Raw genomic sequence first — 24115 nt, 5'->3', positions numbered from 1 at the left:
GCTCACCACAGCGGGACCGGCGACTCGCCGATCTTGTACCAGCCCGGCAGCGGCCCGGCGCCCGAACGCTCGATCCGCTTCTGCATACCCTCCGAGAGCGCGTTCGCGGTGATCATCTCCACGAACAGCGCGGAGACGTTGCCGAAGTCGAAAAAGTCACGCTGCCACGACCATTGGAAGTCGCCACCGTAGCGGAACCAGCTGCCGCCGATGCCCTCCGGGCTGTAGTGGCTCCCGTCGGGGCGGGTGTTCTCGTTGACCTGTTTCCACAGTCCGATCACGTTGCCGCTGCGCTCGTCGACGACGAATTCCTGGTACGGGTAGGTCCAGCCCTCGAGGCCGTCCATCTCCTGCCCCAGCGCGAGTTCGCGGATCTCCTCGCGGCCCACCGCCATGAACTCCTGGGTCGGGCCGTAGTTCCAGCCGTAGGTGGCGTCCTCGGTGTACATGTCGGCCAGCGGCCGCCAGTCGCCCGCCGCCTCGCAGCGTTCGTTCTCGACCACCCAGCGGCGGACCATCTCGTCGAGTTCGTCCCGGGAAAAACCGGACATCGCAGCTTCCTTCACATTCTGTGTCGAGGGCCGGCGCCGATCTCCGGCGTGGCCTGATCCGGGCGGTCACCGGGCTGCGGCGACCGCGAACGTCGTGGTCCGTCAGCCCGTTTTCGAGAACGAGTTCAGGCCGGGATATCCCTCGCGGACAGGCGCGAAAGACACATCGCTGGACATGTGTCTGGACGGTACCACCGCAAGCGGGGGCCGACAATGGATCGACTATTTTTGCCACCGGGAAGCGGTCGTTCGACCAGTGTGCCGCGGGCCGTCCACGCCGTGGTCGGCGCCGATTCCACACCCTCGGCACAGCCGCGGAATTGAAACAAGTTCTTGCGCCAAGATCAGAGTCGAACCTATAGTTCCGTACACGTGTCCAGACAGCTCCGAAAGGTACCCATGAGCGGGTCCACGAACGACAGCACCAGCGCCGCGGGCTTCATCGGCCTCGGCAATATGGGTGCGCCGATGGCCGAGCGGCTGCTGAACCGCCCCGGTGGCCTCATCGTCTGCGACACCCGGGCGGAGGCCGTACAGCCGTTCGTCGACGGCGGCGCCGAACCGGCGAAGACGGCGGCCGAGGTCGCCGAACGTGCCGGGGTGATCTCGGTGGTCGTCCTGAACGACGAGCAGGTCCGATCCGTGGTCACCGGTCCGGACGGACTGCTGAGCACCGCGCGCCCCGGCACGGTGATCGCCGTGCATTCGACCATCAGCGACCGGACCGCGGTCGAACTCGCCGGCATCTGCGCCGGACACGAGGTGGACTTCGTCGACGCCCCGGTCAGTGGTGGCGGCGCGGGGGCGAAGAAGGGGTCGCTCGCGGTCATGGTGGGCGGCAGCGCCGCCGCCTTCGAGAAGGTGCGCGAACCGTTCGGCTACTGGGCCGAACTGGTGGTGCACGCGGGCGAGGTCGGCGCCGGCACCCGGATGAAACTGGCCCGCAACCTGCTGCATTTCGTCTCGTTCACGGCCACCGCGGAAGCCCAGCGACTGGCCGAGGCGGCCGGGCTGAACATCGTCGACCTGGGCAAGGTGGTCCGGCATTCGGATGCCATCACCGGCGGTGCGGGCGCGATCATGCTGCGCGACACCACCGAGCCGATCGCCGCGGACGACTTCTGGCATTCGATCTTCACCCACACCCGCGACCTCGGCGAGAAGGATCTGTCGCTGGCCCTGGCCCTGGGCGAGCGGCTCGGCGTCGAATTGCCCTTCGCCCGAATGGCTTTGAGCGGTCTCGGCGACGGCCTCGGCGTCGGGCCCGGCGAAGTTTCCCGGGCCGCGCGCACCGACACTTCGGAGGAGAGCAATGAGCGCTGACACCGACGGCCTCACGCCCGAGCAGCGTCGCGCGCGCGGAGTGGCCAAGATGAGCGAGGTCTACGGCTGGGAGATATCCGACGGACCCGGCGCCCATTTCGCCGTGACGGCGGATCACCTGTTCGCCGATATCTGGAGCCGCCCGGAACTGTCCGTGCGTGATCGCCGCCTGCTGCTCCTCGGCGCGCTGACCGCGCAGGGACATCTGGACGTCACCGAGATCCAGGTCAGCGCGGCCCTCCGCAACGGTGAACTCACCGAGGAACAGCTGCGCGAGATCGCGATCTTCCTCTGCCACTACACCGGCTGGGCCGCCGGGACCAAGCTCGACAGCGTCGTCGGCAAAGTCGTGGCCGCCGAAAAGAAGGCTGCCGAAAAGAAGTCCGCCGAGAAGTGAGGAACGAACCCACCATGTCCGACACCCTGGGTGTGCGACCACAGCCCGCCGCCGATATCACCGACTGGGACTACGAGGCCGATGTGGTCATCGCGGGATACGGCATCGCCGGCGTCGCCGCGGCGATCGAGGCCGCCCGGGCCGGCGCCGACGTGCTGGTGCTCGAGCGCACCGGCGGCTGGGGCGGTGCGGCCTCCCTGTCGGGCGGATTCATCTATCTGGGTGGCGGCACGCCGCTGCAGAAGGCGCTCGGTTTCGACGACACCCCGGAGAACATGGAGAAGTTCATGCTGGCCGCCCTCGGGCCCGGCGTGGACGAGGCCAAGATCCACGATTACTGCCAGGGCAGCGTCGAACACTTCAACTGGCTTGTCGCCCAAGGGGTTCCGTTCAAGGAGGAATTCTGGGGCGAGCCGGGCTGGGAACCCCCGCACGACGAGGGCCTGATGTATTCCGGCGGTGAGAACGCCGCGCCGTTCAAGGACATCGCCACCCCCGCCCCGCGCGGGCATCTGCCGCAGATGCAGAACAAGCGCATCGGCGAGCAGGGTGGCGGCTACATGCTGATGAAGCCGCTCACCGACACCGCCGAATCCCTCGGTGTGCGAGCCGAATACGACATCCGGATCCAGCGGCTCGTGGTCGCGGACGACAATCGCGTCGTCGGCGTGGTGGCCAAGCGCTACGGCAAGGAGATCACCGTCCGCGCCCGTCGCGGCGTGGTGCTCGCCACCGGCAGCTTCGCCTACGAGCAGCGGATGATCGAGGGCTACGCGCCGCGACTCATCGGCCGGCCCGCCGCCGCGATCGAGGAACACGACGGCATCGGCATCCGGGTCGCCCAGGCGCTCGGCGCCGAACTGGCGCATATGGACGCCACCGAGGTCGCCTTCTTCGGCGATCCGCAGATGATGGTTCGCGGCATCCTGGTCAACGGCCGGGGACAGCGCTACATCGCCGAGGACACCTATCCGGGCCGGATCGGCCAGGCCACGCTGATCCAGCAGGACAACCAGGCCTACCTGATCATCGATGAGGCCGCGCTCGAGGAAGCGCTGAAGACCGAGACCAGCAGCCCCTTCTTCCGCCAGCCCCCCACCTGGGCGGCGGAGACGGTCGAGGAACTCGAAAGCGATATGGGCCTGCCCGCGGGTTCGCTGCAGGCCACCGTCGAGGTCTACAACCGGCACGCCGAATCCGGCTCGGACCCGCTGCTCGGCAAGAAGCCGGAGTGGGTGAAGCCGATCGGCACGCCGGTGGCCGGATTCGACATGCGCAACTTCACCGCCGGCTTCACCCTCGGCGGCCTGCGCACCGATCTGGATTCCCGGGTCATCCACGTCACGGGCGAACCGATCCCCGGCCTGTACGCCGCGGGCCGCTGCACCTCCGGCGTCTGCGCGGGCGGCTACGCCAGCGGCACCTCCCTCGGCGACGGCAGCTTCTACGGTCGCCGCGCGGGCCGCGCCGCCGCCAACGACGGTCCGGCATCGAGCTGATGCCCGACCGAATCGAAAGGAACCCCATGCGTTTCGGCATCGTCCTGTTCACCAGCGACCGCGGCATCCGGCCCGCGGTCGCGGCCGCGGCCGCCGAGGAGCGCGGCTTCGAGTCGTTCTTCGTGCCCGAGCACACCCACATCCCGATCAAACGGGAGGCGGCGCATCCGCTGACCGGCGACGAGAGCCTGCCCGACGACCGCTACATGCGCACCCTCGACCCGTGGGTCGCGCTGGCCACCGCGGCGGCGGTCACCGAACGCATCGAATTGTCCACGGCGGTGGCACTTCCCACCGAACACGACCCCATCACGCTGGCCAAGACGATCGCCACGCTGGACCATCTGTCCGGCGGCCGGGTCAGTGTCGGCGCCGGATTCGGCTGGAACACCGACGAACTCGCCGACCACGGCGTGCCGGGCAACAAGCGCCGCACGGTGCTGCGCGAATACCTCGAGGCCATGCGAGCGCTGTGGACCGAGGAGGAGGCGAGCTACGACGGCGACTTCGTGAAGTTCGGCCCCAGCTGGGCGTGGCCGAAGCCGGTGCAGTCCAAGGTGCCGGTGCTGATCGGCACCGCGGGTACCGAACAGGGTTTCCGCTGGATCGCGCGCTCGGCCGACGGCTGGATCACCACCCCGTACGAGACCCACACGCTGCTGGAACGCCTGCAACTGCTGAGCAAGGTGTGGCAGGAGGCCGGTCGCGAGGACACCCCGCGGGTGGTCGCCCTCGACGGCAAACCCGACACGCAGCGGCTGACCGAATGGCACGCCGCCGGGGTGACCGACGTACTGTACGGACTGCCGGACAAGTCCGAAGCCGAGGTGCTGGCCTATCTCGACCGCCTGGCCGGCAAGCTCGCGCCCCTGCGCGCGAGCGCCTGATCGACAACCGCGCGCGAGCGCCTGAACCACTACGCGACCTGGCGCCCGAACAGGAAGTGAGCCGAAGACGTGCGTATCGCCCTGCTGTCCTACCGCAGCAAGACCCACTGTGGCGGGCAGGGGGTGTATGTCCGGAAGTTGAGTCACGGCCTGGCCGAACTCGGCCATGAGGTCGAGGTCTTCTCCGGTCAGCCGTACCCGGAACTGCTCGATCCCCGAGTGCGGCTGACCGAGGTGCCGAGCCTGGATCTGTACCGCGATTCCGACCCGTTCCGCACGCCGCGGCCCGGAGAGATCCGCGACCGCATCGACCTGCTGGAACTGGGCACGATGTGGACCGCGGGCTTCCCGGAGCCGCGCACGTTCAGCCTGCGCGCGGCCCGGCTGTTGCGTTCGCGCGCCGCGGATTTCGATGTGGTGCACGACAACCAGTGCCTCGGTTCCGGACTGCTCGACATCGCCCGGCGGGTGCCGCTGGTGGCCACGATCCACCACCCGATCACCCGCGACCGGGCCGTCGATCTGGCGGCCGCCCCGTGGCGGCGCAAGGCGTTCGTCCACCGCTGGTACGGATTCCTCGGCATGCAGCAGCGCGTCGCCCGGCTGATTCCGGATCTGATCACCGTCTCCTCTACCTCGGCCGCCGATATCGCCGACGACTTCGGCGTCGACGCCTCCCAGTTACGGGTGGTCCCGCTCGGCGTCGACACCGAACTGTTCCGGCCCCGCGAGCGCCGCGTACCCGGCCGGATCGTGGCCGTGGCCAGCGCCGACAAACCGCTCAAGGGCATCTCCCACCTGCTGCAGGCGCTCGCGCGGTTGCGGCTCACCCACGACGTCGAATTGCAGTTGGTGGCCAAGCTGGAACCGAACGGCCCCACCGAGAAGCTGATCGCCGAACTGGGCATCTCCGATATCGTCACGGTGTCGAGCGGACTGTCCGACGAGGCATTGGCCGAACTGCTGGCCTCGGCGCAGATCTCCTGCATTCCGTCCATGTACGAGGGCTTTTCGCTGCCTGCCGTGGAGGCGCTGGCCAGTGGCACCGCCCTGGTCGCCAGCCGGGCCGGCGCGCTGCCGGAGGTGGCGGCCGACTGTGCCGAACTGGTCGAGCCGGGCAATGTGGACGAACTGACCGGCGTCCTCGGAAAACTGCTCGACAATCCGCGTCGCATCGACGACCTCGGCGCCGCCGGGCGCCACCGCGCACTCACCGTCTTCAGCTGGGAAGCCGTGGCAGCCCAGACGGTTTCGGTGTACGAACGCGCCATCGCCCGCCGCCAGGGCACCGATCTGACCGCCGATACACAGGAGGCGACCGTATGCTGACCGTCGATTTCGACCGCTTGGGGATCGGGCCGGGCGTCCGGGTCATCGATGTGGGATGCGGACAGGGTCGCCATTCCTTCGAGGCGTACCGGCGCGGCGCCGATATCGTCGCCTTCGATCAGAACGCCGACGACCTAGCCGATGTGAAGGTCATGTTCGGTGCACTCGCCGAGGCCGACGAGGCTCCCGACTACGCGCAGGCCGAGACGGTCCAGGGCGACGCGCTGGCCCTGCCCTTCGAGGACGGCGAATTCGACGTCGTCATCGCCTCCGAGATCCTCGAGCACATTCCGGCCGACGACGGCGCCATCGCCGAACTGGTACGCATCCTCAAACCCGGTGGGGCCCTGGCGATCACGGTGCCGCGCTGGCTGCCCGAGCGGATCTGCTGGCTGCTCTCGGACGAATACCACGCCAACGAGGGCGGGCATGTGCGCATCTACCGCGCCGACGAACTGCGCGGCAAGGTCACCGCGCGCGGGATGCGATTCATCCACAGCGAACACGCGCACGCCCTGCACGCTCCGTACTGGTGGCTGAAATGCCTGGTCGGGGTGGACAAGCCCGACGCCCGGCCGGTGCAGCTGTATCACCGGATGCTGGTGTGGGACATGATGAAACGGCCGTGGCTGACCCGTGTCGCCGAATCGGCCCTGGACCCGGTGATCGGCAAGAGCGTCGCCCTGTACTTCACCAAGCCGGCGGTGTCCGGTGCGCGCCGCTGAGCTGCCCTCGATTCCCGGCGTCCTCACCGCCCGGCAGTGCCGGGCCACCGCGGAATCCATTGCCGCACAACAGCACAGCGACGGCGCGATCCCGTGGTTCCGGGGCGGGCACACCGACCCCTGGGACCACGTCGAGTCGGCGATGGCGCTGACGGTGGCGGGTCTGCACGATGCCGCGCGCGCCGCCTATGCCTGGTCGGCGGACACCCAGCGCGCGGACGGCTCCTGGCCGTCGCAGTTCCGCGGCGACGTCGTCGAGACCGCCGACACCGACACCAATTTCTGCGCCTACATCGCCACCGGTGTCTGGCACCACTACCGCTGCACCGGTGATCGGCGCTTCGTGGACACGATGTGGCCGACCGTGCGCGCGGCCATCGATTACGTCATCTCGTTGCAGCAGGGCCGCAACGGCGAGATCTATTGGCTGCGGACCGAAAAGGGCATCCTGCCCGAGGCGCTGCTCACCGGCTGCTCGAGTATGTTCCACAGCATCGGCTGCGGGCTGGCGATCGCGGAACTGCTCGGCCTGGCCCAGCCGGAATGGGAGGTCGCGGCGCTGCGCCTCGGCCACGCGCTGCGGCATCATCCGGAATCCTTCGCCGAGAAGGACCGGTATTCGATGGACTGGTACTACCCGGTGTTGGGCGGTGCGCTGCGCGGCGAGGCCGGACATGCCCGGATCGCCTCGCGCTGGAGCGATTTCGTGGTCGGTGAGATCGGCATTCGCTGCGTCTCCGATCGCCCGTGGGTGACCGGCGCCGAAACCTGTGAACTGGCATTGGCACTGGACACCCTCGGCGACCGCGATCGCGCGCTGCGACTGCTCGCGAGCATCCAGCACCTGCGCGAGGACGACGGATCCTATTGGACCGGACTGGTTTTCGCCGACGGTAAACGCTGGCCGGAGGAGCGCACCACCTGGACCGGGGCGGCGGCGGTGCTGGCCGCCGACGCGCTGACCCGCACCACCGGCGGCAACGGCGTCTTCCGTGACCTGGCGCCCAGTGCGGATATCGCGACCGGCCTCACCTGCGACTGCGTGCGCTCGCCCAGCTGAGGCGGCCGCGACACGGCCCGGCCACCTCAGCCTTCCTCGCTTCAGCCCTTACCGCCGCATCCCGTGCCGCGCTCGAGCAGCCGCAGCGATCCGATGGCCGCGACCTCGCGGAAATTGCCGCTGTCCAACGCCTTTCGATAGATGTGGTACGGGGCCTGCCCGCCGTCGGCCGGGTCCGGGAAGACGTCGTGGATGGCCAGCACGCCACCGGCCGCCACCCAGTGCGCCCAGCCGTCGTAGTCCCGCTGGGCCGCGGCCTCGGTATGTCCGCCGTCGATGAACAGCAGCCGGATCGGGCTGCGCCAGTGCTTCGCCACGGTCGCGGAGGGGCCCACCACGCCGATCACGGTATCGGTCAATTCCGCCCGCACGATGGTGCGGCGGAACGTGGTCAAGGTGTCGAAGCGGCCGGTTTCGGGGTCGACCAGCGAGGTGTCGTGATATTCCCAGCCGGGCTGATGTTCCTCGGACCCGTGGTGATGGTCGATGGTGTAGACGGTGGCGCCGGTGTCGCGGGCCGCCGCGCCGAGATATATCGCCGACTTACCGCAGTAGGTGCCGATTTCCACGATTATTCCGTCGCCCGCGTAACGCCGCGCGGCCTCGTAGAGCGCCCGTCCCTCCTCGACCGGCATGAAGCCCGTCGCCTGCTCGGCCAGCTCGAACAATCGCCGAGTATCCGCGGAAATATCGGATTCCGCGGGAATTATCGAATCGGCACGAGTCATCAGAAGAACACCTTTCGGAAATCATCTCTCGATACTTTGCGAGCGGATGCGATATTGTGTGATTTGCGACCGTATCCACTCCGGCAACAGGTATGCGAGTTGCTTTCGAAGCTTCACTACAGTAGCATCCAGACACGTGTCCGATCCCATTTCCACCGAGCCTACACCGGTGAATATGGAGGCAACTCGCCGCCGCCTCACCGAGAAGCAGGCCGATACCGTCGACCGGCTGACCAAGGCCGCGCTGGAGGTGCTGTCGCGCGAAGGCTTCGCCGGCCTCACCGTGCGCATGGTGGCCGCGGCCGCCGGAGTGGGTACGGCCACCGCCTACACCTATTTCTCCTCCAAGGAACACCTGGTCGCCGAGGTCTTCTGGCGGCGACTGGCGGCCGACGCGCCGCCGGAGCCCGAGGCCGGCGCCGACCGGACCACCCGGGTGGTCGCGGTGTTGCGGCAGATCGCCATGCTGGTCGCCGACGAACCCGCACTGGCGGGCGCGGTGACCAGCGCGCTGCTGGGCACGGACCCCGACGTCGCACATCTGCGCACCCGCATCGGGACCGAGATCCGGCGGCGCCTGCTGGACGCCTTGGGCCCGGATGCCGATCCCGATGTGGTGGAAACGCTGGAATTGCTTTACGCCGGCGCCCTGGTGCGCGCCGGGGTGGGTTACGCCTCGTACGCCGAAATCGCCGATCGACTGGAAAAATCGGCCCTGCAGGTGCTGCGGGACTGATCGCGTAATTCCCGGCGCATTCCGGAAATTACGGCAATACCGCTTCGATGGCGGCGACCACATTCGGATCCTGCGGTTCGGTGCGCGGACGGAAACGGCCGACGACCTTACCGTCGCGATCGACGAGGAATTTCTCGAAATTCCACTGAATATCGCCGGCGTCGCCTTCGGCATCGGCGGTCTGCACGAGTTCGCGATACAGCGGATGCCGGTCGTCACCGTTGACGTCGACCTTGGCGAGCAACGGGAAATCCACGCCGTAGGTGGTCGAGCAGAACTGCTGGATCTCCTCCGCGGTGCCGGGCTCCTGCCCCATGAACTGGTTGCACGGCACGCCGACGACGCTGAATCCGCGCGAGCCGTATGCCTGTTGCAGCGCAACGAGTCCGGTGTATTGCGGTGTCAGACCGCATTTCGAGGCGACGTTGACCACGAGCAGGGCCTTGTCACCGGCGAGTTCGGCCAGGGTCGCGGGCTCGCCGGCGAGGGTCTGGACGGGAATTTCACGAATATCGGTCACAGTCGAAATGATAGGTCGAATCTCGGCGGGTGCGAGCGCGACTTCCGTCGCCGGACCCGTCCACGGACGGGGTGCCGAGGGTCGGCACACCCGTCGCCGCGTCCCTGCACGGGCGAACTAACTGCAACCTGTTCTATAGTGTGACGTGGACAACATCCCTGGTCATAGCCAGGAAGTCGCTCCCGGACCGCGTCCCGCGCATCATTTTTCCCCACCGCGCGTCTTCACCATTATTAGAACTTGTTCTACAGTGAGCTGAGGCACGCTCCCGCGCCGAGCGCTGCCGCGATCAGCCGCTACCACTTCGAAGATGAGGTAACCGAACATGACCGACACCAGCGCAGCCGATTACATCGTCATCGGCGCGGGCAGCTCCGGTGCCACTGTCGCTAGTCGGCTCGCCGAGCAGGGCGCCAGCGTCATCCTGCTCGAGGCCGGCCGCAAGGACAACACCAAGTTGGTCACGGTCCCGGGCATGATCACCACGGTTCACACCGTCCCGCAGCTCAAGCACCAGGTCACCTGGTCGCAGTACTCGATTCCGCAGAAGCACGCCGCGGAGCGCCGGGTGCCGATGACGCGCGGCAAGGTGCTGGGCGGTTCGAGTTCGGTCAACGGCATGCTCTTCGTGCGCGGCAACAAGGCCAACTTCGATTCCTGGGCCGCCGAGGGCTGTGCGGGCTGGAGCTACGAGGATGTGCTGCCGGCCTACAAGCGCCTGGAGAACTGGGAGGACGGCGCCAGCGACCTGCGCGGTTCCGGCGGCCCCATCGAGGTGACCCGGCAGAAGGACCTCACCCCGATCGCCAAGGAGTGGATGGAGGCCGCGGCCGAGACCTTCGGCGTCCCGGTCATCGAGGACTACAACGGCGAGTCCCAAGAGGGCATCAGCATCTTCCAGCAGAGCGTGAAGGACGGCCTGCGCTACAGCTCCTCGCGCGGCTTCATCACCAACCGCCCCAATCCGAATCTGAAGGTCGTCACCAAGGCGCACGTGGCGCGCGTGGTGATCGAGAAGGGCCGCGCCATCGGCGTCGAGGTCATCGAGAAGAAGGGCCGCCGGATCATCCGCGCCGAGAAGGAGGTCGTGGTCTCCGGTGGCGTGATGGGTTCCGCGCACATCCTGATGCTGTCGGGAGTCGGCCCCGCCGGGCACCTGCGCGACCTCGGCATCGAGGTCAACGCGGATCTGCCGGTCGGCCAGAACCTGCACGACCACCTGTTCGTCCCGATGACCTTCATCTCGAAGAAGGCGCTGCACCGTGGCATTCCGTCGCATTTCGCGGCCGGTTTCCTCAAGGAACTGCGCAGCCCCGGCAGCTCCTGGTTCGGGCGTACGGTCTTCGAATCCGTGGGCTTCGTGCGGACCTCGTTCGCCAAGGACATCCCGGATATGCAGATCCACACCCTGCCGTGGAGCTACCCGACGCCCAACCAGGACGAGGACAAGCTGCACATGGTGGACAAGCGGGAAGCGCTGACGATCTTCCCGACGCTGATCTACCCGAAGAGCCGCGGCGAACTGCGCCTGGCCTCCACCGATCCGCTGACCTCGCCGCTGATCGACCCGGGCTACCTCTCGGACCCGGCCGATATGGACTTCCTGGTCGAGGCCATCGGCATGATCCGCGAGGCCGCGGCGAACAAGGCGATCGCGGGCGACATCACCGAAGAGTTCTCCCCCGGCCCCGCCTTCCAGGACGAGACGGCGCTGCGTCGCGAGCTGCCGATGCGGATCCACTCGGTCTACCACCCGGTCGGCACCTGCCGGATGGGCGTGGACGAGCGCGCCGTCGTCGACCCGCAGCTGCGGGTGCGCGGCATCGAGGGCCTGCGCGTGGCCGACGCCTCGATCATGCCGAGCATCACCGGCGGCAACACCAACGCCCCGTGCTACATGATCGGCGAGAAGGCGGCCGAATTCATCACCGCCTCCGCATAATTCGCCTCGCTCCACCGGCCCCGGTTGTGATCACCGATCGCAACCGGGGCCGTCGTCGTCCGCGGGGTCGGCTGTCGCCGAGATCGTGTCGACGGTGAACGGTGAGCGTTCCCGAGGGGACGGCGCGTGTACTGATCGTGCAAACCTCGCTCGAATTTGCGGTTTTCACGCATTTTCGTGGAGGTTTGCACGATTAGTTCACATCTGGGGATGGGTGGGGTCTGTTTGGTTCGGACGTTGGGGTGTGGCGGGGTATCAGGTCGTTCAGGCAGGGGAAGCTGGTGGCGGGGGTGGCGCGTAGGGCTTGTGCGATTGCCGCGTACCAGTGTGGGTCGCCTTGGATCGCCGGGGCGGATGGTGTTCGTGGAATGCGTTGCGGCAGAGAAGGTGTCATACGTCGTTCCTTGTCGGGCGAGACGACGCGCGAGGCGTTGCGGTGGTGGGGAGTTGCGGTGGCCTGCGGGGTCGGGAGGGGACCCCGCAGGCACCTCAGGCTCGCTCGCGGCACTCGGTGGGGAGTGTGGACGGTGGCGTCGGAACGTCCTGCGAGCGAGGCGTTTTCATGGTGGGCCCGGTGCGGCAGGCGGCGCATTGGGCGGTGGTCACGGCGTCGGGGTCGTGGCCGAGGGTGGTGAGGATGTTGCGGCAGCTGCTGAGCATGTCGCAGGTTTGCGGGGTGCAGGCCGCGTGGCGGTCGGCGTGGATCTCGCGGTGCATCCGCTCCGGGGAGATCGGGTTGGCGAGCGGGCCGTGGAAGATCGGATTGGTCATGGCCGGTCAGATTCCGAAGTGCGGGCGGTCGGCGGGGTGCAGGGCGCCCGTCGCGACGAGCCACAGTTTGGCCTGTAATTTGCGGGGGCACACCGTGATCGGACAATCGAGATGGTCCTGCATGATGCGGTGAGCGAGCGCGGTGGTCATGGTCGGCAGGGCGCTGTGGATGATCGGTCGCAAACCGTGCACGGGAGAACACCTCCGGACATCGTCGGGGCACCAGCGGACACGCGGCTGCTGGTACTCCCGATGGCCGGGGCCATTTTCGGCCACCACCTTGCGGCGTCGGTGCTACGCGGTAATGTCTCGTCGGTATCATCACGGTTGTAGTCGCATCCGGGGGCAACGGTTGTGCGACTTGCCGATTCGAGTTTCCCGGCCATCGGGGTGGCTCAAGAAGACCACCGACTGAGCCGGCGGGACAATAGCGCCATGCATATGCAACGAAGGTTCTGCGACGGCCCAGAGCGGTTCGCACGGGGGTAGCCGATTTCTTTCCTCGTGCAAACGGCGACCGCTCACGATGCAAACGAGGAATCCGTGACGAACATTGGTGAGGACAGCTCGACCACCCTGCCCCGGCGACAATTGGGAAGGTATCTCAAGGAGGCCCGCCTGGGCGTCGGCCTGCGGCTGGAAGACGTTGCGCCGCTTATGCAATGGTCGGCGAGCAAACTGTCTCGGCTCGAGGCCGGAAAGTCGCCGGCCATCCGCGTACTCGACGTGGAGGCACTGTGCGGGATCTACGACATCGACGATCCCGAGGTCATCGCCGGCCTGGTCGCCCTGGCGAAACAGAGCACCGGCAAAAGCTGGTGGCAAGCATTCGATGACGTTATTTCGGGGAACTTCGACCTGTACGTGGGATTGGAATCGTCGGCGCGACAGCTGGCGATCTTTCGCCCGGACATGCTGCCTGGCCTACTTCAGACCCCGAACTACGCCCGTCTCCTGGATCAGATCTATTTCCCGAGAATTGCAAGGGACGAATTGGAGCGGCGCATGGAGCTGAAGCGCCGACGACAAGTGCTCGTCACCCGGAAAACCAACCCGGCCAAAGTGGATTTGGTAATTCAAGAAGCCGTTCTGCGGACGATGGTCGGCACTCCGGCGATCATGGCAGAGCAGCTACGTCATCTCGCCGACGCGCCCGCCAACGTCACCGTGCGAGTCCTACCGTTCGCCGCCGGATTTCCGCTGGGAACACCGCCGGGGCCGTTCACGATCCTCGAATTCGGTCAAGACTCGAAGGGCCGCGATATCTCGCCAACCGTGGTCTATATCGAGTCCTACGCGGGCGATATGTACCTCGAGCGAAACGCCGATGTGGGACGGTATCGTCAGGCGTACAACGTCATCCAGCAAGCGGCACTTGACGTTGCAGATAGCAAGCGTCTTCTGCGGCACACAGCAAGGGAGTTCCGAGCGTGAACGTCGATCTGACCGGGGCGAAGTGGTTCAAGTCCAGCCGCAGTTCGGGCGGCAAGGACTGCGTGGAGACCGCGTTCCTCACCACCGGACACATCGGAGTCCGCGACTCCAAGAACCCCACCGGCCCCGCCCTCGTCTTCACCCCTGCCGAATGGGACGCCTTCACCACCGACCTCCGCAACGGCACCCTCGACCACGCTTGATCTCTCCCTAGGCTCACGTTTCCTTGTGCCGCAGAGGAATTCGATTCGCCGACTGATCGCCTTCAAGGTCGGACATGATGCGGCGACTTCGATCGATTTGACGCATCATTTGCACATTGCAACTCTTGTCTAATGCAAGGCCATGAGGAGACCGACGCGGCGGCCGCCGACGCCGCGCCCGAACACAGCACCACCGCCGAGATCGCGGCACTCGAAGCGCTGACCCGGATGCTGGTTTCCATCGCCTGGGACAGCGCTCACGCCGCACCACCCGGCGTCACCTTCCCGCAAATGCGCTTTCTGCTGATCCTGCAGGCCCTGGGCCGGGTGTCGTCGTCGCGGTTGGCGGCCGCGCTCGGCGTCAACGCTTCGTCGGTGACGCGGCTGGCGGACAGGCTCGAGGCCCGCGGATACGTGGCGCGGGGAACCGATGCGCACAACCGCAGCGTCGTCACCATCGAGGTCACCACGCCGGACAGGCCGTGGTCGATCAGGTGTTGCAGCGGCGGAAGGTCGCCTTCGGATCCTTGCTGGACGGCCTCACTCCCGAGGCACGCGACCGCGTGATCGTCGCGGCGCGGGATCTGGTGCAGGCCGCCGCCACCACGCCCTTCGTCACCGCGACCGGGCCAGGGTCGTTATGAGCGGCGGGCATTCGCGCGCAACGCATCTGGGCGATTTCCAGGTCACCCCGAGACTGCTGCTCATCGCCGCACTTGCGATTCCGGTCGGCGGCGCGGCCGCGGTGGCCGCGCCCGCCGCCGCCTGCATCTCACCCGCGAATACACCACCGACCCACTGGAGACGTTCTTCACCCACGTGGTGATGACCGCCGATCCGCTGGTGCTCGGGACCGACGACCTCATCGACCCGATCCTTCCCCGGACCCACTACGCCGGGCGCTATCCGGTGGTCGATGGTTCCGGAGCACTGGTCGGCGTGACCACCCGCCAGGTCCTGCAGCACAGCCCCGGCACAACGGTCGGTGCGGCCACCCTGGACATCCGGACCTCGGTCCATCCCGACAACACCCTGCGCGAGGTGGCCAACGCCCTCGCGATGGCGCACGTGACGGCGGCACCCGTGGTCGCGCGCGACGATCCGAACCGCTTGTGCGGCATCATCACCCTCGAACAGCTGCTCCACGCCCGCCGCCGCGACCTGCACGAGGAACACCACCGCGAACGGCTACTGGTGGTACGCGAGGAACGAACCGCCGAGAACACCCACAACGCCACCGCCGCCTGAGAAAGTAGATCGTCATGGACCGGGCCACCGTAGATCTGCCGGGCAAGCTTCCTTCCCATGGAGGCGGAGCCGCGTCTCCACAGACCGCGGGACGACGATCCGTATCGCGGTACGGCGCGGTGTGGATGCGGGGCTCGGCGGCGTCTGCGTGGAACACTCGCGCTGTGAGCGAGTCGTTCGGGCGGCGAATGCGTTTCGTGGCGGATCTCGGTCCGGGGTGGTTCGCCTCGGTCATGGCGACCGGCATCGTCTCGCGGGCCGTCGGCGCGGCGGGGTGGGAGTGGGGTGGCAATGCCCTGCTGATCGTCGGCCTGATCGCCTACGCCGTGCTCGTGGTGGCGACCCTGCTGCGCATCGCATTCTTCCGCGACCGCGTGATCGGCGATGCGGTGAATCCCGCGACCGGCTTCACCTATCTGGCCTTCGTCGCCGCCACCGGGGTGATGTCAGCGGGGCTGTCCCGGCACGCCTGGGTGGGTGCGGCGCTCGCGCTGTTGCTGGTGGCGACGGTCGTGTGGGCGGTTCTGGTGTACGCGATCCCGGCGCTGCTCATGCTGCATCACGGCGCACCGACCGCGGTGACGGGCGCCGACGGCACCTGGTTCCTCTGGGTGGTCGGTACCCAATCACTCGCGGTGGCCGCCACCGCACTGCCGCAGCCGTGGGGTCAGCGTTTCGCGGTGCCGGCGCTGCTGTGCTGGTCGGTCGGCGTGGTGCTCTACGGCATCGTGGCGGCGGTGGTGCTGGGCACCCTGTTCGGTACCTCGCTGACCGCGGAGCGTCTCGCGCCGACGTATTGGATCTTCATGGGCGCCACCGCGATCAGTGTGCTGGCCGGCACCCAGATCATGAATCAGCGGGCGGTGGCGTTGATCGCGACGGTGCGGCCCATGCTCGAGGGGGCGACGCTGGTGCTGTGGGCGTTCGGCACCTGGCTGGTGCCGCTGCTGCTGGCGGCCGGCATCTGGCGGCATCTGGTCCGGCATTTCGGGCTGCGCTACGAACCGGGCCTGTGGAGCATCGTGTTTCCCGTGGGCATGTACGGCGTGGGCACCGCCGAGCTGGGCAAGGCCACCGGCGAACAGTGGATGGTCGACTTCGGGCACGGTGAGGCATGGGTGGCGCTGGCGGTGTGGGCGGCCACCGCGGCCGATCTGGCGGTTACGCTGATCCGGCGCCGGCGAACCCGGGAATTCGTGGGCTGAGCTCGCGATCTCCTACCGCACGGTAGCCTGGTTCGCGAAGTACGATCCGGCGGGAGGAGCCGGAGGAGTGGAACGGGAGATTCACGGTGACCTCGCGGGAGGATTTCCTGCGCCGCGTGCGCGATGCCCTCGAGGCGCTACCGAATGACGAACGTATGGTGCCGGTGCCGCGCAACTATCAGCGCAACGCCCCGGTGCACTCGGCCGCGGACCAGGCCGAGATCGTCGAACTGTTCATCGATCGCCTCAAACATTATGGCGCCCAGGTCCATCGGGTCGGCGCGGACGAGATCCCCGGTGCGATCGATTCGGCCCTGCGCGCCCACGGCGCCCGCTCGGCGCTGGCCCCCGACGGCCTGCCCGAGCATTGGCTGCGGCGCTGGGAACTGACGGGCGAGCATCGGGTCCTCGACGATCAGCCGCAGCTGTCGATCCTCGATCGCGAACGCACCGATGCCGTGGTCACCGGATGTGCCGGCGCGGTAGCCGACGCCGGCACCCTGATTCTCGACGGCGGGCCGGGGCAGTGCCGCCGCGATGCCGCCGTCCTGGCCGACTGTCACATCTGCGTGGTCCGCGTCGAGCAGATCGACTACTCGCTACCGCAGGTCCTGGACAAGCTGGACCCGCGCCGGTCCATCACCTGGTTCGGCGGCCCGACCGCCATGACCGATCCGGAGGCCGATTCCGGCAAGGTCGGCGGAGTCATCGAGGAGACCGAGCGACGGCTGGTCGTCGTCATCGTCGGTTGATCGAGCCGCCCGTTTTTCCCAGCCCCCTTCACAAGCGCTCGTTAAGGGCGCGGCAAGCGCACCCCGGCATTGTCGTCGTCGACACCGGGGGTGCTCCTGCCGCGAGAGGGGGCGGCAGGATCACCCACCGGCTGCGACCGAGGCGTTCCGCTCGGTCTGTCGACGAGGGGTGACAGGCCGAGCGGATCACGATTCGGCAGCGGCGCGGGTGTCCGACTCGAGGAATGATGGGGGTATGGAAACTGCGGTCGTCTTCGTCCTGGCTTGCCTGATCTACTGGTGGGGCTTGATCTGACCGACGGCGCCCCACCGGGCAGCACCTCGCCGGACCGACCACCGGCGAGCGGATACCTCAGCGGCCGGTGGGCAGGTTCGCCCCGCCGGTGACGTCGAGCACCACACCGCTGACGAAGCCGTTGGTGGCGATCATGTGCACGGCCCGCGCCAATTCCTCCGGATCCCCTACGCGCCCGACGGGTGTGGTGGCGGCGAGGCCGTCGAAGAGGGTGCGGCGCTGTTCCTCCGGCACCCGCTCCCACCATTCGGTGTCGATGACGCCGGGGGCCACGGCGTTCACCCGCAGCGGGGCGAGTTCGACCGCCAGCGGAGGCACCATGGCGTTCAGCGCCCCGTTGATCGCGGCCAGTCCGGCGGTGCCGGGGAAGGCCGCATGCGCCGACGCGGCGGTGATCAGGGTGATCGACCCGTTCGAAACCAGATGTGGCAGAGCGGCTTTGACGATTCTCACCTGCGGCCAGAACTTGCCGTCGAACCCCTGCGCCAGGTGGTCGAGATCGAGTTCGGCGAACGGACCACTGCCCGCCGAACCGCTGACCGCGACGACGAGGTGGTCGATGGGGCCGGACTGCGCGAAGAAGGCCGCGATCTGCTCGGCATCGGCCGCGTCCATCCGGTAGCCGCTGGTCTTACCACCCAGCCGAGCCACTGCCGCGTCGAGTTTGTCCTGACTGCGGCCGGTGACCACGACCTCGGCACCCTCGTTCGCGAACAGCGCGGCGGTGGCCGCGCCGATTCCGGAACTACCGCCCATGACGACGACGCGCGGGATGCCGGTGCTGGAAGCGCTCATTGCTACTGTTCCTGTCCTGTACAGTTTGTCGAGACTGACAGTCTCGACAACGAGCGTAACGGGTGCGGTATTCCCGCGCGTCGCCACCGCTGGGAGGTAGGTCCATGGGAACAGCACCGCGGCAACCGGATTCGCAGTCGTCCGAACGCGCGCACACCGGCCGGCGCCGGAACGAGGCCACCCGTCGCGCGATTCTCGACGCCGCCCTCGCTCAGCTCGCCGCCTCCGACGGCGGATCGGTCACGGTCGATTCCATCGCGGCCGCGGCCGGGGTCGGCAAACAGACGATCTACCGCTGGTGGCCGTCGAAGGGCGCGGTGCTGCTCGACGCGCTGCTCGACCGCGCGCGCCGGTCGGTCCCGACTCCCGATACCGGCTCGGTGCGCACCGATCTGCTGGCGGTCGCCGATTCCACTTTCACCGGGGCCCAACAGGTTTCGACCGCTCCAGCGCTACGCGCGCTGGTGCGCGAGGCCGCCCGCGACCCCCACCTCGCCGAACTACTACAGGAGTTCACCGGAGCCCGCCGCGCCGCCGCGCGCGATATCCTCGAGCGGGCGATCACCCGGGGCGAACTGCCCGGCGATACGGATGCGGACCTACTGGTGGATCTGCTCTACGGCCTGTTCTGGTACCGCTTCCTGCTCGGCCATGCCCCACTCGACCACACCACGGCGGCACGGCTCGTCGACATCCTGCTCCCGCCCGCGGTTAACACTTCTCACACACCCGGAGATGAGTCAGCGGATCCGATCCCACGGATCGAAACCCCCTGACGGAAGGCCTGTTCACGATGACTCGGATTTCGCGACTCACCGCCGGCGCACTGGTGTGTGGCGCCGTCCTGCTTCCCCTCGCCCCCGCCCAGGCCGAAACGGTGCCGCAGGCCGCCGCCGTGTCCGCGACTCAGCCGGTCGCCGACGGCGGCACCGGCTCGTCCACGCAGTCGATCATGTGCACCATCGTTCGCCTGATGCTGATGAACCAGGGCCCCACCTGGTGCCAGTAGCGGCCGGCGCCGCGCGGCACTGATCACAGACGACGGGCCGCACCGAAGTCCGGTGCGGGCCCGCAGCTTTCGTCAGGTTCAGCCGTTGCCGTTCAGACCGGCGCGCACACCTTCCTCGATGCGCTTGCCGATCTCCGGATCGACGTTCTTCCAGTAGTCGAACACCCGGCTCAGCACCGGCTCGCGCACGCCGCCGAGCACATGCCCGACCACGTTGTCCACCAAACGCTCCCGCTGCTCGTCGTTGAACACCTCACGCACCAGCGTGCCCGGCTGCGCCCAATCGCTGTCCTCGGCGTGCTGGACGTATCCGGCGCGCACCTGTTCGGGCTCGAAACTCCACGCCGCCTCCTCCGGGGCCGCGGCCGCGTCGGCATGCGGTCCACCGAACGAATTCGGCGCGTAGACAGGCACTTCCGGCGCGTTGAAGTCGTAGCGCATGGCACCCTCCTTGGAGTAGGAGTTCACCTCGGCCGCCCGCGCGCGGTTCGGCGGCAGCTGGTGGTAGTTGGTGCCGATGCGGTAGCGATGGGCGTCGGCATAGGCGAAGACCCGGCCCAGCAGCATCTTGTCCGGCGAATAGCCGATACCCGGCACGATCGCCGACGGCTCGAACGCGGCCTGTTCGATCTCGACGAAATAGTTGCGCGGGTTGCGGTTCAGCGTCCAGGTGCCGACCTCGATCAGCGGGTAGTCCTTGTGCGACCACACCTTGGTCAGATCGAACGGGTTGAAGCGGTAGTTCGCCGCCTCGCCCACCGGCATGATCTGCACATACAGTGTCCAGCTCGGGAATTCACCGCGTTCGATGGTTTCCCACAGATCCTGGCGGTGATAGTCGGGGTCGGTCCCGGCCAGCCGGTCGGCCTCCGCCTGGGTCAGGAATTCGATGCCCTGATCGGTCTTGAAGTGGTACTTCACCCAGAACCGTTCACCCTCGGCGTTGATCCACTGGTAGGTGTGCGAGCCGTAGCCGTTCATGTGCCGGTAGGTCTTGGGAATGCCGCGGTCACCCATCAGCCAGGTCACCTGATGCGCCGATTCCGGGCGCAGGGTCCAGAAGTCCCACTGCATGTTGTGATCGCGAAGGCCGTTGCCCGGCAAGCGCTTCTGTGAGCGAATGAAATCGGGAAACTTGATCGGATCCTTGATGAAGAACACCGGGGTGTTGTTGCCGACCAGATCGTAGTTACCGTCGGGCGTGTAGAACTTGACCGCGAATCCGCGCGGATCGCGCCAGGTGTCGGGGCTGCCCTGTTCACCGGCGACGGTGGAGAATCGCGCCAGCGATTCGGTCCGCGCACCCGGCTGGAACAGCTTCGCCTTGGTGTAGCGGCTGACGTCATTGGTGACGACGAGCTCGCCGAAGGCGCCCGCACCCTTGGCGTGCACGATCCGCTCCGGCACCCGCTCCCGGTTGAACTGGGCGAGCTTCTCGATCAGGTAGTGGTCGTGCAGGAGAATCGGGCCCTCGGTGCCGGCGGTCAGCGATTCGTTGTCGCTGGGGACCGGAGTGCCGGTGTTGGTAGTGGTCGGCCCACTGATCGGCTTGGTCATCGCAGCCTCCTGTTTCAGCTGTCGCCCGGGAGGTCCGGGCCATCGTGATGGCGCGTCGTCACCGACGGCATTGCGGGCAGAGTCCCCAGAACACGACCTCGGCTTCGTCGATCGTGAACCCGTGCGCATCCGACGGGTCGAGGCAGGGGGCACGGCCCACGGCACAGTCCACGTCCACGACCGTGCCGCAGTTCCTGCACACCAGATGGTGGTGGTTGTCGGCGATGCGGGTTTCGTACCGCGCCGCCGAACCGGCCGGTTCGATCCGGCGCAGCAGCCCCGCGCCCACACAGGCGTGCAGTACGTCGTAGACGGCCTGTGTCGACACCGAACCGAGCTCCTGCCGGACCGCGGCGGTCACCCGGTCGGCATCCGAATGCGGATGGGCGGCAACCGCTTCCAGCACCGCCACCCGTGGGCGGGTAACCCGCAGGCCGGCCGCACGCAATCGTTCGCGTGGATCGAAACCTTCGGTGTGCATGAGCCCAGTCTGCCCGTTTTCTGGAATAAGTCAAGAAAAGACCGCCGGGGATGTTCCCGGCGTCACATCCGCTCGCTCGGCGTTCGACCGAACGCCGCGACGCCGATTCCGATTTGATTGCGGCGGTTGCGTGTTGGGCACCGTGACCGGATGCCCGTCGTTAACCTCGACTCATGGGACGCCTACACGGCTGGGTCATCGGGGTTCTCGTGGTCGTACTGATCGGTGGCGCCTGCGCCACCGCGGTACCGGCACGTGCGGAGGATCCACCGACCTGCGCCGTCTCGTCCGGACGCGAATTCGAACGGGCCACGCCGGAATCGGCGGGCCTGGATTCGGCACGGCTGGCGTCCGCCCTGCGGTTCGCCGACGAACGGAACCGGCTGAACGTCAAGATCTTCCGGCACAACTGCCTGATCGGATCCGGCGCGCACAACGACGCCACCGACGCCACGCCGTGGAATATCTGGAGCGTCACCAAAAGCGTGGTCTCGCTGATCGCCGGAATCGCCTGGGATCAGGGCAAACTCGATATCGATGCGCCGATCGACCGCTATCTGCCGCCCGGACTCGGCGACGCCGCCCACCGCGCGATCACCGTCGAGGATTTGCTCACCGAGCGCTCCGGCCTGCGTGTCGGAGTGATCAACGAGGGCATCTCCGGGGTGGTGCCGATCGATCCGAACAGTGCCGTGCAGGCGCTCGGGGTCCCACTCGACAATCCGCCCGGCACCCGGTTCTCCTACAGTCAGCGCAACGTCGATCTGCTGTCGTATGTGATCGAGCTGGCCGTCGCCGAACCACTGCAACAGTTCGCGCAACGGGAACTGTTTTCCCCCTTGGGCATTCAGCGCGGCGACTACTACTGGGCCCGCGACCGTTCCGGTCACACCTACGGCTACGCGCATCTGATGATCCCGCCGGACGATCTCGCCAAGATCGCCCTGCTGGTCGCCGGCCACGGCGACTGGAACGGGGTGAGAGTGGTCTCGGCCGACTATCTGCACCGCGCCCAGCAGACGGGCCCGGGCCGCGAGTGTTACGGCTATCTGTTCTGGGCCCGTCCCGGGTGTATCGAGATTCCGTCGTTCCTGCCCCCGGATGTCTTCGCGATGTCCGGACTCGGTCTGCAGGACGTCTTCTTCATCCCCAGCCTGGACCTCACCGTGGTGTGGACCGGCGTCTTCGGCAACCGAAGCAACGGTGGCCCGACCGGGATCGTTCAGAACCTGACCGAGCTGACCTGGGAATTCTTCCGGCGACTGCTCGGCGCCTTCGAACAACCGCCGATCGCGGACCCCGGCCCCTATGTCGAGCCGCCGGTGACGTTGGACCCCCGCGCCTTCTTCGATCCCGATATCACCGTCGCGGTATTCGGCATCGGGCCCGACGCCTATCCCGGGTGCACCGTGCTCTCCTGTCTGCAGACCCCGCTGGCGCCGCCCTTCTCCGACGCACCGCCCGGCTGTGCGCTGCTGGCCTGTCTCGGCCCGGACCCTCGAACCCCCGGCATCCGTTGAGGAGGACCCCGCCGGCTGCGCGGGTCAGCCGGCGATCCGCGCGAACCGCGCGGTATCCATGTAGTCCCGGAACAGGGTCACTTCCCCGTTCCGCACGTGCACCATGTTGACCGAGGTGCGCACTCGCGCACGTGGTGCGCCGGGCACCGTCATATCCACCTCGTTCTCCACGAAAAGCACTCCGTCCTCGGCGGTTTCGTAAACCGTGGGATAGACACCGTGCACCTCGATACCCGACACACCCGACCAGCGTTGCGCGAGGTGTTCACGAATCGCCTCCCGGCCCTCGAGCCGCTCCGGCATTCCCGCGATCGGGAACGGGATCTCGAATACCGCATCGGGAGCGAGCGCCGCGACGAAGGCGTCGGCATCACGTACCGGCAATGTCGCGAACAGGTCCTCGACCACCTGGCGGGCACTGCGCACCGAACTGGAAACCATGACAAACTCCCTCTGTTAGAAGCGGAACGTACGCCCCGTTTATAATCCGGAACGCACGCCCCGTTTGTCAACGGTTACCGGGTAGACTCGCGCTGTGGCGGAGAAACAGTCAGCGGACCCGGCGGCCGAACCGCGCCGCGCCCTACGCGCCGACGCCCGCCGCAACCGGGAGCGGGTACTCGCAGCCGCGCGGGAAGCCTTTGCCGCCGAAGGTATTTCGGTCCCGCTGGACGAGATCGCACGGCGCGCCGGGGTGGGCCCCGGAACCGTCTACCGCCACTTCCCCACCAAGGAAGCCCTCTTCCACGCCGCCATCGTCGACAACATCGAGCGCATGATCGACTACGCGCGCGGGCTCGAATCCGCCGACGATCCGGGGGCCGCCTTCTTCGACCTGCTGGACCACATGGTCGCCGAAGGAGGCGTCAAGCGGGACCTCGCCGATGCGCTGGGCGGTCACGAGACGATCGAGATCACCGGTCCCACAAAGGAATTCCAGGCGGCCATCGCCCGGTTGCTGCGCCGCGCGCAGGATGCCGGCGCGATCCGCGGCGATATCGAATTCGATGATCTGATGCGGGTACTGAAGGGCACCTTCGCGGGCACGCACACGGCCACCGGCGAGCAGCGAGCCCGCGCTTTCGCCGTCGTGTTCGACGGACTCCGGGCCCGCTGCGCGCAGGCCGGCTGAGCGATCGGCAGCGAAA

At 67.4% G+C, this 24115-nt stretch carries 28 protein-coding genes; 19 read left to right on the top strand and 9 right to left on the bottom strand.

Translation table 11 applies throughout. From position 1 onward, the window contains the following. Positions 1–2 precede the first annotated feature (2 nt). Entirely contained in the window at positions 3–551 is a 549-nt protein-coding gene (locus RJ03_RS01600) for a Cif family virulence factor (RefSeq protein ID WP_036497324.1), read from the bottom strand. 399 nt (positions 552–950) lie between these two features. Here RJ03_RS01600 and RJ03_RS01595 point away from each other — a divergent pair, with 399 nt between their 5' ends. The 7 genes from RJ03_RS01595 (at position 951) to RJ03_RS01565 (ending at position 7771) form a co-directional block, all read left to right on the top strand. Then, a complete protein-coding gene (locus tag RJ03_RS01595; RefSeq protein ID WP_051024123.1) occupies positions 951–1874 on the top strand; it encodes an NAD(P)-dependent oxidoreductase in 924 nt (307 codons plus the stop codon). Continuing rightward, positions 1864–2271 (top strand): carboxymuconolactone decarboxylase family protein, encoded by a 408-nt coding sequence (locus RJ03_RS01590; protein WP_036497322.1) that lies wholly within the window; start codon positions 1864–1866, stop codon positions 2269–2271. Before RJ03_RS01595 ends, RJ03_RS01590 begins: the two co-directional genes overlap by 11 nt. Before the next feature lie 14 nt (positions 2272–2285). After that, positions 2286–3770, top strand: coding sequence for an FAD-dependent oxidoreductase (locus RJ03_RS01585; RefSeq protein ID WP_036497353.1), 1485 nt, complete (start codon positions 2286–2288; stop codon positions 3768–3770). A 26-nt stretch (positions 3771–3796) separates the two neighbouring features. Next, positions 3797–4657 carry an LLM class F420-dependent oxidoreductase gene (locus RJ03_RS01580; RefSeq protein WP_036497321.1) on the top strand — a complete coding sequence of 287 codons (861 nt, stop codon included), beginning with the start codon at positions 3797–3799 and terminating at the stop codon, positions 4655–4657. A 69-nt stretch (positions 4658–4726) separates the two neighbouring features. After that, positions 4727–5986, top strand: a complete 1260-nt coding sequence (locus tag RJ03_RS01575; protein WP_036497320.1) for a glycosyltransferase family 4 protein — start codon at positions 4727–4729, stop codon at positions 5984–5986. Continuing rightward, positions 5980–6711 (top strand): class I SAM-dependent methyltransferase, encoded by a 732-nt coding sequence (locus RJ03_RS01570; RefSeq protein ID WP_036497318.1) that lies wholly within the window; start codon positions 5980–5982, stop codon positions 6709–6711. Before RJ03_RS01575 ends, RJ03_RS01570 begins: the two co-directional genes overlap by 7 nt. Further along, positions 6698–7771, top strand: coding sequence for a glycoside hydrolase family protein (locus RJ03_RS01565; protein WP_036497316.1), 1074 nt, complete (start codon positions 6698–6700; stop codon positions 7769–7771). Before RJ03_RS01570 ends, RJ03_RS01565 begins: the two co-directional genes overlap by 14 nt. Positions 7772–7812: 41 nt before the next feature. Here RJ03_RS01565 and RJ03_RS01560 read toward each other — a convergent pair whose 3' ends face one another. Next, positions 7813–8499 carry a class I SAM-dependent methyltransferase gene (locus RJ03_RS01560; RefSeq protein WP_036497315.1) on the bottom strand — a complete coding sequence of 229 codons (687 nt, stop codon included), beginning with the start codon at positions 8497–8499 and terminating at the stop codon, positions 7813–7815. 169 nt (positions 8500–8668) lie between these two features. Here RJ03_RS01560 and RJ03_RS01555 point away from each other — a divergent pair, with 169 nt between their 5' ends. Further along, on the top strand, positions 8669–9235 hold the full coding sequence (locus RJ03_RS01555) for a TetR/AcrR family transcriptional regulator (RefSeq protein ID WP_083870533.1): 567 nt from the start codon (positions 8669–8671) through the stop codon (positions 9233–9235). Between the two features lie 28 nt (positions 9236–9263). Here RJ03_RS01555 and RJ03_RS01550 read toward each other — a convergent pair whose 3' ends face one another. Next, positions 9264–9755 (bottom strand): glutathione peroxidase, encoded by a 492-nt coding sequence (locus RJ03_RS01550; protein WP_036497314.1) that lies wholly within the window; start codon positions 9753–9755, stop codon positions 9264–9266. Positions 9756–10080: 325 nt separating this feature from the next. Between RJ03_RS01550 and RJ03_RS01545 the strand changes: the two genes are divergently transcribed. Continuing rightward, entirely contained in the window at positions 10081–11697 is a 1617-nt protein-coding gene (locus tag RJ03_RS01545) for a GMC family oxidoreductase (RefSeq protein ID WP_036497313.1), read from the top strand. A gap of 489 nt (positions 11698–12186) precedes the next feature. Here RJ03_RS01545 and RJ03_RS01540 read toward each other — a convergent pair whose 3' ends face one another. Further along, a complete protein-coding gene (locus tag RJ03_RS01540) occupies positions 12187–12468 on the bottom strand; it encodes a hypothetical protein (protein ID WP_036497311.1) in 282 nt (93 codons plus the stop codon). A 6-nt stretch (positions 12469–12474) separates the two neighbouring features. Beyond that, positions 12475–12660 (bottom strand): hypothetical protein, encoded by a 186-nt coding sequence (locus RJ03_RS01535; RefSeq protein WP_036497309.1) that lies wholly within the window; start codon positions 12658–12660, stop codon positions 12475–12477. Positions 12661–13011: 351 nt separating this feature from the next. Between RJ03_RS01535 and RJ03_RS01530 the strand changes: the two genes are divergently transcribed. The 6 genes from RJ03_RS01530 (at position 13012) to RJ03_RS01505 (ending at position 17310) form a co-directional block, all read left to right on the top strand. Continuing rightward, positions 13012–13902: a helix-turn-helix domain-containing protein gene (locus RJ03_RS01530; RefSeq protein ID WP_245552157.1), complete on the top strand. Its 891-nt coding sequence runs from the start codon at positions 13012–13014 to the stop codon at positions 13900–13902. Beyond that, positions 13899–14105, top strand: coding sequence for a DUF397 domain-containing protein (locus tag RJ03_RS01525; protein WP_036497307.1), 207 nt, complete (start codon positions 13899–13901; stop codon positions 14103–14105). Before RJ03_RS01530 ends, RJ03_RS01525 begins: the two co-directional genes overlap by 4 nt. Before the next feature lie 132 nt (positions 14106–14237). Beyond that, positions 14238–14672: a MarR family winged helix-turn-helix transcriptional regulator gene (locus tag RJ03_RS01520; protein WP_218000913.1), complete on the top strand. Its 435-nt coding sequence runs from the start codon at positions 14238–14240 to the stop codon at positions 14670–14672. A 258-nt stretch (positions 14673–14930) separates the two neighbouring features. After that, positions 14931–15353, top strand: coding sequence for a CBS domain-containing protein (locus RJ03_RS01515; protein WP_083870532.1), 423 nt, complete (start codon positions 14931–14933; stop codon positions 15351–15353). 164 nt (positions 15354–15517) lie between these two features. After that, positions 15518–16558 (top strand): tellurite resistance/C4-dicarboxylate transporter family protein, encoded by a 1041-nt coding sequence (locus tag RJ03_RS01510; RefSeq protein ID WP_157163317.1) that lies wholly within the window; start codon positions 15518–15520, stop codon positions 16556–16558. Positions 16559–16644: 86 nt separating this feature from the next. After that, complete coding sequence (locus tag RJ03_RS01505; RefSeq protein WP_036497302.1) at positions 16645–17310, top strand: LutC/YkgG family protein; 666 nt, start codon at positions 16645–16647, stop codon at positions 17308–17310. 352 nt (positions 17311–17662) lie between these two features. On the opposite strand, the gene RJ03_RS01500 is transcribed toward RJ03_RS01505, so the two are convergent. Next, on the bottom strand, positions 17663–18400 hold the full coding sequence (locus RJ03_RS01500; RefSeq protein WP_036497300.1) for an SDR family oxidoreductase: 738 nt from the start codon (positions 18398–18400) through the stop codon (positions 17663–17665). A 104-nt stretch (positions 18401–18504) separates the two neighbouring features. Here RJ03_RS01500 and RJ03_RS01495 point away from each other — a divergent pair, with 104 nt between their 5' ends. Both RJ03_RS01495 and RJ03_RS01490 read left to right on the top strand, forming a co-directional pair. Beyond that, complete coding sequence (locus RJ03_RS01495) at positions 18505–19176, top strand: TetR/AcrR family transcriptional regulator (protein ID WP_063820324.1); 672 nt, start codon at positions 18505–18507, stop codon at positions 19174–19176. Positions 19177–19193: 17 nt separating this feature from the next. Continuing rightward, positions 19194–19409, top strand: coding sequence for a hypothetical protein (locus RJ03_RS01490; protein WP_036497299.1), 216 nt, complete (start codon positions 19194–19196; stop codon positions 19407–19409). 78 nt (positions 19410–19487) lie between these two features. On the opposite strand, the gene RJ03_RS01485 is transcribed toward RJ03_RS01490, so the two are convergent. Further along, complete coding sequence (locus RJ03_RS01485) at positions 19488–20954, bottom strand: catalase (RefSeq protein WP_036497346.1); 1467 nt, start codon at positions 20952–20954, stop codon at positions 19488–19490. 70 nt (positions 20955–21024) lie between these two features. Further along, positions 21025–21447, bottom strand: coding sequence for a Fur family transcriptional regulator (locus RJ03_RS01480; protein WP_036497298.1), 423 nt, complete (start codon positions 21445–21447; stop codon positions 21025–21027). Positions 21448–21620: 173 nt separating this feature from the next. On the opposite strand from RJ03_RS01480, the gene RJ03_RS01475 reads away from it, so the two are divergent. After that, on the top strand, positions 21621–22967 hold the full coding sequence (locus RJ03_RS01475) for a serine hydrolase domain-containing protein (protein WP_036497296.1): 1347 nt from the start codon (positions 21621–21623) through the stop codon (positions 22965–22967). A gap of 24 nt (positions 22968–22991) precedes the next feature. Here RJ03_RS01475 and RJ03_RS01470 read toward each other — a convergent pair whose 3' ends face one another. After that, a complete protein-coding gene (locus RJ03_RS01470; RefSeq protein WP_051024122.1) occupies positions 22992–23408 on the bottom strand; it encodes a nuclear transport factor 2 family protein in 417 nt (138 codons plus the stop codon). A gap of 94 nt (positions 23409–23502) precedes the next feature. Between RJ03_RS01470 and RJ03_RS01465 the strand changes: the two genes are divergently transcribed. Beyond that, entirely contained in the window at positions 23503–24099 is a 597-nt protein-coding gene (locus tag RJ03_RS01465; protein WP_036497294.1) for a TetR/AcrR family transcriptional regulator, read from the top strand. Positions 24100–24115: the final 16 nt, after the last annotated feature.

The organism is Nocardia aobensis NBRC 100429 (genome assembly GCF_000308375.1).
In the GTDB taxonomy this organism is placed as follows: Bacteria; Actinomycetota; Actinomycetes; order Mycobacteriales; family Mycobacteriaceae; genus Nocardia; species Nocardia aobensis.
The sequence above is the reverse complement of the archived record's forward strand: the minus strand, read 5'-3'. Positions and strand labels throughout refer to the sequence as shown.